Source organism: Natrialba sp. INN-245, assembly GCF_009807105.1.
Classification (GTDB): domain Archaea; phylum Halobacteriota; class Halobacteria; order Halobacteriales; family Natrialbaceae; genus Natrarchaeobius; species Natrarchaeobius swarupiae.
This window is the reverse complement of sequence record NZ_WUBV01000063.1, coordinates 685175-693935: the sequence shown is the minus strand read 5'-3', so window position 1 is coordinate 693935 and position 8761 is coordinate 685175. Positions and strand designations below refer to the sequence as shown.

General features: G+C 64.6%; 8 protein-coding genes. 2 read left to right on the top strand and 6 right to left on the bottom strand.

The features are described from left to right. Window positions 1-434: 434 nt before the first annotated feature. Together GRS80_RS19890 and GRS80_RS19885 are read left to right on the top strand one after the other, a co-directional pair. Window positions 435-812 carry a helix-turn-helix domain-containing protein gene (locus tag GRS80_RS19890; protein WP_149082759.1) on the top strand — a complete coding sequence of 126 codons (378 nt, stop codon included), beginning with the start codon at window positions 435-437 and terminating at the stop codon, window positions 810-812. After that, window positions 809-1102, top strand: coding sequence for a hypothetical protein (locus GRS80_RS19885; protein WP_160049047.1), 294 nt, complete (start codon window positions 809-811; stop codon window positions 1100-1102). Before GRS80_RS19890 ends, GRS80_RS19885 begins: the two co-directional genes overlap by 4 nt. A 113-nt stretch (window positions 1103-1215) precedes the next feature. Here the strand turns inward: GRS80_RS19885 and lpdA are convergent, their stop codons facing one another. The 6 genes from lpdA to GRS80_RS19855 all read right to left on the bottom strand — a co-directional run bounded on the left by lpdA (window position 1216) and on the right by GRS80_RS19855 (window position 8751). Continuing rightward, window positions 1216-2685, bottom strand: coding sequence for a dihydrolipoyl dehydrogenase (lpdA, locus tag GRS80_RS19880; protein WP_160049046.1), 1470 nt, complete (start codon window positions 2683-2685; stop codon window positions 1216-1218). A gap of 84 nt (window positions 2686-2769) precedes the next feature. Beyond that, a complete protein-coding gene (locus GRS80_RS19875) occupies window positions 2770-4398 on the bottom strand; it encodes a dihydrolipoamide acetyltransferase family protein (RefSeq protein ID WP_160049045.1) in 1629 nt (542 codons plus the stop codon). 1 nt (window position 4399) lies between these two features. Next, window positions 4400-5386, bottom strand: coding sequence for an alpha-ketoacid dehydrogenase subunit beta (locus GRS80_RS19870; protein WP_160049044.1), 987 nt, complete (start codon window positions 5384-5386; stop codon window positions 4400-4402). 3 nt (window positions 5387-5389) lie between these two features. Beyond that, the gene (gene pdhA / locus GRS80_RS19865) at window positions 5390-6520 is read right to left on the bottom strand and encodes a pyruvate dehydrogenase (acetyl-transferring) E1 component subunit alpha (protein WP_343161673.1); all 1131 of its coding nucleotides are present in this window, start codon (window positions 6518-6520) and stop codon (window positions 5390-5392) included. A gap of 412 nt (window positions 6521-6932) precedes the next feature. Then, window positions 6933-7925, bottom strand: coding sequence for a lipoyl synthase (gene lipA, locus GRS80_RS19860; protein WP_160049043.1), 993 nt, complete (start codon window positions 7923-7925; stop codon window positions 6933-6935). A 64-nt stretch (window positions 7926-7989) separates the two neighbouring features. Then, window positions 7990-8751 (bottom strand): SDR family oxidoreductase, encoded by a 762-nt coding sequence (locus GRS80_RS19855; RefSeq protein ID WP_160049042.1) that lies wholly within the window; start codon window positions 8749-8751, stop codon window positions 7990-7992. Window positions 8752-8761 lie beyond the last annotated feature (10 nt).

The following is an 8761-nucleotide window of genomic DNA, read 5'->3' as shown; positions in this document are numbered from 1 at the left end:
CGAGGCGTAGTGGATGCGTATGCTCTCCGTGCCGGAATACGGCCGGAGAACGCGGCGACCGACGCCGCGTCGTTCGTATTCATGACGAGGTTCGGGCCCATACATAAGGCCGTCGAACGAGCAGCACATCGGAACACGATACCATGTGAAAAGGTTACACCGACCGGGGCCGCTCGAGCCGAGAGCAGTCGCTCGAGAGCAGGTGTCACGCGGGAGGAGGTCGGTCGGTCATTCCGCCCTTGTAGACGCGGTCGGACCGGATGATGCCCGCGTAGTTCGAATCTACGGACGCGCATGCGCAAGAAGGCTTCGTGTGTGGGCGAACCAAAAACCGATAGATGGGGGGACGAACACATCCGAGAGGCCGAAAGCGACGAATCGGGAACGACACGCATCGATGCGAATAAACCACGTGGGTCGTAAGGGACGAACGAATGGTCCGGGACTCGATCGCCTCGGAGTCGACCCCACCGGCGGAGGAGATCTGCGCCGCGCTCGACGATCCCGACTGCCGAGAGATTATCCGGAATCTCGAGGAACCTATGACGGCTTCTGAGCTCACGAAGCGGTGTGACATCCCCCAATCGACGTTGTACCGAAAGCTCGAGTTGCTCACCGACTCGACGTTACTCGAGGAGTCGACCGAGATTCGCCGGGACGGTCACCACGCGAGTAAGTACTCGGTCGCATTCGACGAGATCACGCTCGCACTGGAGGACGACCGGACCCTCGGCGTGCAGATCGAGCGGCCGGCCCGGACGGCGGACGAGCGACTGGCCGAACTCTGGTCGGAGGTGCGAAAGGAGACATGAGCCCGTACGCTGAAGCGACCGAACTCGCCCTCGCGCTCGCAATCGTAAAGACGCTCGTGTTAGTCGTCGGGAGTGTCATTACGTACTTCGCATTCAAAGCCTATCGCCGGACCAGACAGCGGGCACTCGGGTTACTCGCGGGCGGGTTCGGTCTCGTCACGCTCGGATTGGTGTTGGCGGGAATGCTCTATGAACTCCTCGACGTGCCGCTGGCGATAGGGATCTTACTCGAGAGTCTACTCGTTCTCGCGGGCTTTCTGGTGATCGCGTACTCGTTGTACGTGCAGTGAGGGGTCGACGGTCGAGTCGCGGACCCCGTTTATCCGTCGTATCCGTCGAGAGATGGGATTTTGACGGCGTCGACGGTCGAGAGTTCCGTTCGGCGACGGCCACAGATCACGAACTATCGGTTCAGGGTGTGGATTGCGTGTCCGAGTGCGTTCTCGGCGGCTTCCATTACCGATTCGGAAAGGGTCGGATGGGCGTGAACCGTCGAGGCAACGTCCTCGAGGGTCGCCCCGAGTTCGATCGCGAGGCCGAGTTCGGCGATCAGTTCCGAGGCCTCGGGGCCGACGATGCTCGCGCCCAGGACGTACCCCTCCGACTCGTCGGCGACGATCGTGACGAAGCCGTCGGAGTCGCCGGTCGTCAGCGCGCGGCCGCTGGCCCGGAACGGAAACTGGCCGACGACGGGCTCGAAGCCGGCCTCCTCGGCTTCCGTCTCGGTCATGCCGACGGTTGCGATTTCGGGATCGGTGAAGACGACGGCAGGAATCGCCTGGGAGTCGATGGCGGCCGGTTCGCCGGCGATCACCTCGGCGGCGACCTGCCCCTCCATGCTCCCTTTGTGGGCGAGCATCGGCTCGCCCGCGACATCGCCGGCGGCGAAGACGTGATCGACGTTCGTACGCGCGCGCGAATCGGTTTCGATGAACCCGCGCTCGTCGGTCTCGACGCCGACGGCCTCTAGGTCGAGCGTGTCGGAGACGGGTTCACGACCGACGGCGACGAGGATCTTCTCGACGTCGAGTTCCAGTCGTTCCGATTCGACCGCCTCCGCGCCCTCGGTTCCGCCATCGGCCGCGGCGTCGTCGGCTGGCTGTGCGACGAGTCGAACCCCGCCGTCCGGTTCGTACCACTCGGAGGCGGTGTAGCCGAAGTGAAAGTCGACGCCGAGATCGCTCGCACGTTTTTTGACCGGTCGTTTGAGGTCGTCGTCGTACCCCGGCAGGATCGACTCGAGCATCTCGACGACCGTGACGTCGGTGCCGAGTTTCGCGAAGACAGTCGCGAGCTCCATACCGATGTAGCCGCCGCCGACGATGGCCATGGAGTCGGGGACCGACTCGAGGGCGAGTGCCTGTCGGGAGTTCAAGATCGGCGGATCGTCGAACGAGAAGTCGGGGATCGAGATGGGGCGGGAGCCAGTCGCGACGATCGCGTGTTCGAACTCGAGGGTCTCCGACCCCTGTCCGTCGCCGCTGTGGGAGACCCGAACAGTGTGGTCGTCGACGAACGTGGCGGTTCCCTCGAGCAAGTTGACGCCGTTTGCCTTACAGAGTTTCTCGACGCCGCCCGTAAGCTGTGAGACGACGTCGTCCTTCCAGCCGACCATCCCCGAGAGATCGATCGCGGGGTCGGCGTGGATCCCCATCTCCTCGGCGTGGCGGGCCTTGTGGGCGACGTCCGTCGCGGTGATCAACGCCTTCGAGGGGATACAGCCGTGGTTCAGACACGCGCCGCCGTAGGCCTCCTTCTCGACGAGCGTGACGTCCAGGTCGAGTTGTCCGGCGCGGATCGCAGCCACGTACCCCGCGGGGCCAGCGCCGATGATCAGTACGTCGGTTCCGGTGGTGACGTCTCCAACGACCATTACTCGAGCGAACGGGGCGAGGGGTTGTGTAGGTATGGGACGACGTTGGCGGGAGCCGGAGACCGGAGAGGTCGTCCCGCGCGATCACTCGAGCAACAGGAGTTCGGGGTTCTCGAGGTACTCCATGACGGTGTTCGTAAACCGCGCGCCGACGACACCGTCGACAAGCCGGTGGTCGAACGACAGCGAGAGTGTCAACACGGATCGTGGCTCGATCGACTCGTCTCCGCTCTCGTCGGTCACAACGCGTGGTTTGCGCTTGATCTCGCCGATCGCCAGGATGCCCGCCTCGGGGTAGTTCAAGATTGGCGTCGCGTACTCGCCGCCGATACCGCCGACGTTCGTCACGGTGAACGTCGATCCTCGCAGTTCCTCGGGAGAAACCGAGCGTTCTCGAGCCTTCTGGACGAGTTCGTTCATCTCGGAGGACAGTTGCAAGAGGCCCTTTCGGTCGGCGTCCTCGACGACCGGTACCATCAGTCCGACGTCGGTGGCCGTCGCCACGCCGAGGTTGTAGTAATCGCGGTAGACGATCTCCTCGTGTTCCTCGTCGATCACCGCGTTCATCTCCGGGAACTCCTCGAGCGCGGCGACCACGGCTTTCATGATAAACGGCATGTACGTCAGCCGAATCCCCTGTTCCTCGGCTCGCGGTTTGAGCCGCTCGCGGGCCTCGACGAGGGCCGTCACGTCGACCTCGTCGTGGTGGGTGACGTGTGGAGCGCTGTACTTCGATTCGACCATCGCCTCCGCGATTCGCTTTCGCACCCCACTGAAGGGGTCGCGTCGCTCGCGTTCACCCTCGGCGAACTCGGGTTCGGTCTCTCCGGCAGCCGCCTCGCAAGCCTCGAGCGCTTCGTGGTCGGCCTGCTGTGGGCGGCGCTGGGCGCCGGCATACTCATGGACCGCTTCCGGAGTGACGAACGCCTCGCCGTTTCGCTGTTCGGCCGCGGGAACGGCGTCGAGATCGACGCCTTCCTCCTGAGCGATTCGACGGGTCGCGGGCGCGGCAAGCGTCCGCTCGCGATCCGCCGATTCGACCTGTGGCGACGGATCGGCACTCGCCTCACGACTCGCATCCTGACCCGTGGACTCCGCCCCCGCGCTCGCCGGTTTCACCGTATCCGGTTCGAACGTGTCCGAATCGGCGGACGACGCTGATCCGGTTTCCGACGGCTCCGCCTCGTCGTCTTCCGTGACGCCCGCCGAACCGGCGGCGGCCCGAACGTCGGCCGTAGTCACTCGCCCGCCGGGGCCGCTTCCCTCGAGTCTCGAGAGGGCGATTCCCTCCTCGCGCGCCAGCCGTCTCACTCGCGGGGGCGCGAAAACCCGTTCCTGGGGCGTTTCGATCTCGCCCGTCTCGGCGTCGGGGTCGCCGCCGGTATCCCCCACGTCGTCGGTCGTCTCCTCGGACCCGTCGACGTCGGCCGGTTTGCTGGCGCGGTCGGCCTCGGGTTCTCGATCTTCCAGTTTGCCGTCGACGTCGAACGTGACGAACACCTCGCCGACGGGGATCACGTCGCCCTCCTCGTAGCGCAACTCCCGCACCGAGCCGTCGACCGGTGCCGGGACCTCCACCAGCGCCTTGTCGGTCTCGACCTCCGCGACCGGCTGATCCTCGCTCACCTCGTCGCCTTCTGCGACGAGCCACGAGACCAGTTCGCCCTCCGCGACCCCCTCGCCGACGTCGGGGAGTTGGAACTCGCGGACCATCTCAGAACTCCATCGCGTTCCGAATGCCGTCCTCGATACGGGCGGCTTCTGGCAGGTAGTAATCCTCGAGGGCGTACAGTGGGAACGGCGTGTCGAAGCCGGTGATGCGCTCGACTGGCGCCTCCTGATAGAGCAACGACTCCTCCTGGAGGGTCGCGATGATCTCGCCGGCCAACCCGCCGGTTTTCGGCGCTTCGTGGACCACGGCAGCGCGGCCGGTTTTCTCGAAGGAGTCGACGATCGCCTCCTCGTCTAACGGCGACAGCGTCCGTAAGTCGACCACCTCGACGTCGATCTCGCCGTCGAGATTGTCCGCGGCCTCGAGCGTCGGCCGAGTCATCGCACCCCACGTGTAGACGGAGATATCCGAGCCCGCGCGACGGACGGTGGCCTCGCCGATCGGCACCTCGTAGGACTCGTTCGGGACCTCCTCGCGAAACGCCCGGTAGATGAGTTTCGGCTCTAAGAAGATCACGGGATCCGGATCTCGGATCGCACTCGTCAACAGCCCCTTCGTGTCGTACGGCGTGGAGGGGACGACCACCTTGAGTCCGGGCTGGTGGACGAACATCGCCTCCGTCGACTCGGAGTGGTGTTCGGGCGCGCGAATTCCGCCGCCGTAGGGCGCACGAACGACCATCGGGCACGTAAATCTCGCGCGAGAACGCGTCCGCAAGCGCGCAGCGTGCGAGACGATCTGGTCGAACGCGGGGTAGATAAAGCCCATGAACTGGATCTCGGGAACAGGCTTCATCCCGTAGGCTGCCATCCCGATCGCGGTTCCGACGATTCCCGACTCCGCCAGCGGGGTGTCGACGACGCGATCCTCGCCAAACGCCTCATAGAGCCCCTCGGTCGCGCGGAAGACGCCGCCGTTTTTCCCGACGTCTTCGCCCATGACGATGACGTCCTCGTCGCGTTCCATCTCCGCGTACAATCCGTCCCGAACCGCCTGTACCAGGGTGAGGTTTTCCGATTCTGCTGCCATCTGTTAACCCTCCAGTAGCGCGTCGTCGCCGTGTCGGTCGCGAACCGTCTCGAGGTACTCGAGTTGGCGACGTAATCGTTTTGGCATTCCCTCGTAGACGTGTGCAAAAATCTCCTCGGGGTCCGGCCGCTGTGTTCCCTCGACGGTGTCGATCGCCTCGGCGACCGCCGTCTCGATCCGTTCTTCGATGGCGTCGACGCGCTCGTCGTCCAGAATTCCCCGCTGGCGGAGGTAGGTCTCGAGTCGCGGGATCGGGTCCTTCTGTTTCCAGCGTTCGACCTCGTCGTCGTCGCGGTAGACCGAGGGGTCGTCGGCGGTGGTGTGTGCCCCAAAGCGGTACTGGACGGCCTCGATCAGCGTCGGCCGGGTCGCCCGTCCCGGCGCTTCGTCGGCGGTTTCGTCGGACTGTTTGGCCTTCTCGACCGCGTCGCGGGTGACCTTGTACACCGCGAGCGGGTCCATCCCGTCGACCTGAACGCCCTCGAAACCGTAGGCCTCGGCCTTCTGGGCGAGGGTCGCACTCGCCGTCTGGCGTTCTCTCGGGACTGAGATCGCCCACTGGTTGTTCTGACAGAAGAACACGTTCGGGGTGTCGAAGACGCCCGCGAAATTCAGAGCCTCGTGGAAATCGCCCTCGGAGGTCGCGCCGTCACCGAAATAGCAGAGAAACGCCTTGCGTTCGTCCCTGAGTTTCGCGGCCCACGCCGCACCCACCGCGTGGGGGATCTGCGTCGCGATGGGCACCGCAACCGAGAAGATGTTGACGTCCTCGGGGATGTAGTTGCCCCGCTCGTGGCCCATCCAGTACAGTAAGGTCCGCTCGAGGGTGAGACCGCGGACGAGGCCAACCCCGTGCTCGCGGTAGCTCGGGAACACCCAGTCCTCCTCGTCCAAGGCGTGGGCGCTGGCGATCTGTGACCCCTCCTGGCCCGACAGCGGTGGATAGGTCCCCATCCGCCCCTGGCGCTGGAGGCTCACCGCCCGTTCGTCGAACCGGCGGGCCAGGCGCATCTGCTCGTACATCTCGACGAGCGTCTCCTCCGAGAGGTCGGGCACGTCGGCCCCCTCGAGGACTCGACCTGCCTCGTCGAGTACCTGTACTCGTTCTCGGGGGTCGCGCTGTATCGTGCTCACGGGTGAACCCACCTGCACATATCCGAATGATATATCGCTCAGGATAAAGGATTTTCCCCGATATAGTTTACTATCGATGAGATTCTTGCCACACGACGACAGTGATTCGAGAGACAGGTAGACAAATATAGAGTCGGTGGCGGGTTAGATGCGGGAATTACCCACGAGCGGCCCCAACACGTACATTCGGCGACAGGTACCGGCCATACCGCAGCGCAACACCTCGAGTGGAGAGACGCTCGAGGACGAGACGGCCGCTCGGGCGGTGGTACGCGAAAGTCGAAACCGATCGCGGAGCGCTGACCGTTCCGACGGTCGAACCGACGGGGCCAGACGGTTTGCTGTCGGTCAGTACCGCCGCTCCCGGAGAACGGGTTCCGGGCGGGATAGTACACAGGGACAGCAATCCGTATCAGACGGTCCTGCGCGCCTCGTCGCGCGCTTGCTCGACGGTTTTGCCCTCTCGCAGGACGGCGTCGACGAACAGCTCGCCGGCCTTGTACGAGGAGCGAACCATCGGCCCGCTGGCACAGTAGAGATACCCTAACTCCTCTTCGGCGACCCGACGCCACGTCTCGTACTTGTCCGGGTGGTCGTACCGCTGAACCTCGAGGTGACTTCTCGAGGGCCGCAGGTACTGGCCGAGCGTGACGATGTCGACGCCGCGCTCGCGACAGTCCGCCAGAGTCTGGTAGACCTCGTGGTCGTACTCGCCGTGACCGAGCATGATCGAGGTCTTGGTGTAGGTGTCGGATTCACGCTCGACTTGCGCTAAGACCGACAGCGATTGCTCGTAGCCGGCCCGGCGGTCCCGCACGGGGTACTGGAGGCGGGAAACGGTCTCAACGTTGTGTGCGATTACGTCCGGATCGGCGTCGATGATCTTGCGAACGAGACGCTCCTCGCCCTGGAAGTCGGGGATGAGCACCTCGACGAGAATGCCCGGGTGGCGCGCTTTGATCTCGCGGATCGTCTCGGCGAAGTGGCCGGCCCCCTGGTCGGGGAGGTCGTCGCGGTCGACGCTCGTGAGGACGACGTAGTCGAGGCCGATCTCGGCGACCGCCTCCGCGACGTTTTCGGGTTCGTCCGGGTCGAGTGGCTCCATCCCGCCCGTCTCGACGTCACAGAAGTTACAGCCTCGAGAGCAACGATCGCCCATGAGCATGAACGTCGCGGTGCCACCCCCCTCTCCCGCGGGTGGGTCGCCGTCTGCACCGGCGCGTTCGCCAGCCGAGCCGCTTCTCGAGGACGACCGCCCCGACCAGCACTCGCCGAGGTTCGGGCAGTTGGCTTCCTCACAGACGGTGTGGAGATCCCGTTCGCGCAGCGTCTCCCGAATGTCTGCGAACTCCCTTCCCGACGGCGGACGGCTCTTGAGCCAGTCGGGCTTGCGTACGCTGCTCATACCTGTCCGTTGGGGACGCGCCGTGAAAAATCGTCGCCATCACGAACCCGGTCGCGTTCGGCGATCAGTGCAGCGCCGTAACGCCGCCGTCGATGGCCAGCGGATGGCCCGTGATGAACGAGGCGTCGTCAGAGCAGAGCCAGACGGTTGCGCTGGCGACCTCGTCCGGTTGACCGAACCGATCCATCGGCCGACCGATTATCATCTGCTCGACGTCTTCGGGGGCGGTCTCCAGTAATTCGTTCACCATCGGCGTTTCGATCACACCGGGACAGACCGCATTTATCCGGATCCCCTCGCCACCGAACTCGAGGGCAGCGCTCCGAGTGAGACCGACGACGCCGTGTTTCGTCGAGTTGTACGGCGTCATGTTCCAGTCCCCGCCCAGGCCGGACACCGAGGAGGTGTTGACGATGGCACCGCCGCCGTGTTCGAGCATGACGGGGATTTCTTCTTTCAAACAGCGCCAGACGCCTTTGAGGTTGATCTCGTACAGGGAGTCCCACGTGTCCTCGGTCTGTTCCGTCAACGGAACCATCTCGGCCCCGATGCCGGCGTTGTTGTGCGCGAAGTCGAGTTGGCCGTACGTGTCCACCGTCTCCTCGACCATCTGCTCGACGTCGGATTCGTCGGTCACGTCGGTTTCGACGAACGTGGCGTCGCCGCCGTCGTCGTCGATCTGCTCGACGGTTTCGTGACCGCCGTCTTCGTCAATGTCCGCGACCACTACCTGCGCGCCTTCCGCAGCGAACCGTTTTGCAGTTGCTCGTCCGATTCCCGATCCGGCGCCGGTTACTAAGCCGGCCGTTCCTTCGATTCCCTTCATAGCGGATATC

Bases quoted from the DNA above. Each gene is read 5' to 3' on its own strand.
- GRS80_RS19890 (WP_149082759.1), top strand. From the start codon at position 435: ATGGTCCGGGACTCGATCGCCTCGGAGTCGACCCCACCGGCGGAGGAG.
- GRS80_RS19885 (WP_160049047.1), top strand. From the start codon at position 809: ATGAGCCCGTACGCTGAAGCGACCGAACTCGCCCTCGCGCTCGCAATC.
- lpdA (WP_160049046.1), bottom strand. From the start codon at position 2,685: ATGGTCGTTGGAGACGTCACCACCGGAACCGACGTACTGATCATCGGC.
- GRS80_RS19875 (WP_160049045.1), bottom strand. From the start codon at position 4,398: ATGGTCCGCGAGTTCCAACTCCCCGACGTCGGCGAGGGGGTCGCGGAG.
- GRS80_RS19870 (WP_160049044.1), bottom strand. From the start codon at position 5,386: ATGGCAGCAGAATCGGAAAACCTCACCCTGGTACAGGCGGTTCGGGAC.
- lipA (WP_160049043.1), bottom strand. From the start codon at position 7,925: ATGAGCAGCGTACGCAAGCCCGACTGGCTCAAGAGCCGTCCGCCGTCG.
- GRS80_RS19855 (WP_160049042.1), bottom strand. From the start codon at position 8,751: ATGAAGGGAATCGAAGGAACGGCCGGCTTAGTAACCGGCGCCGGATCG.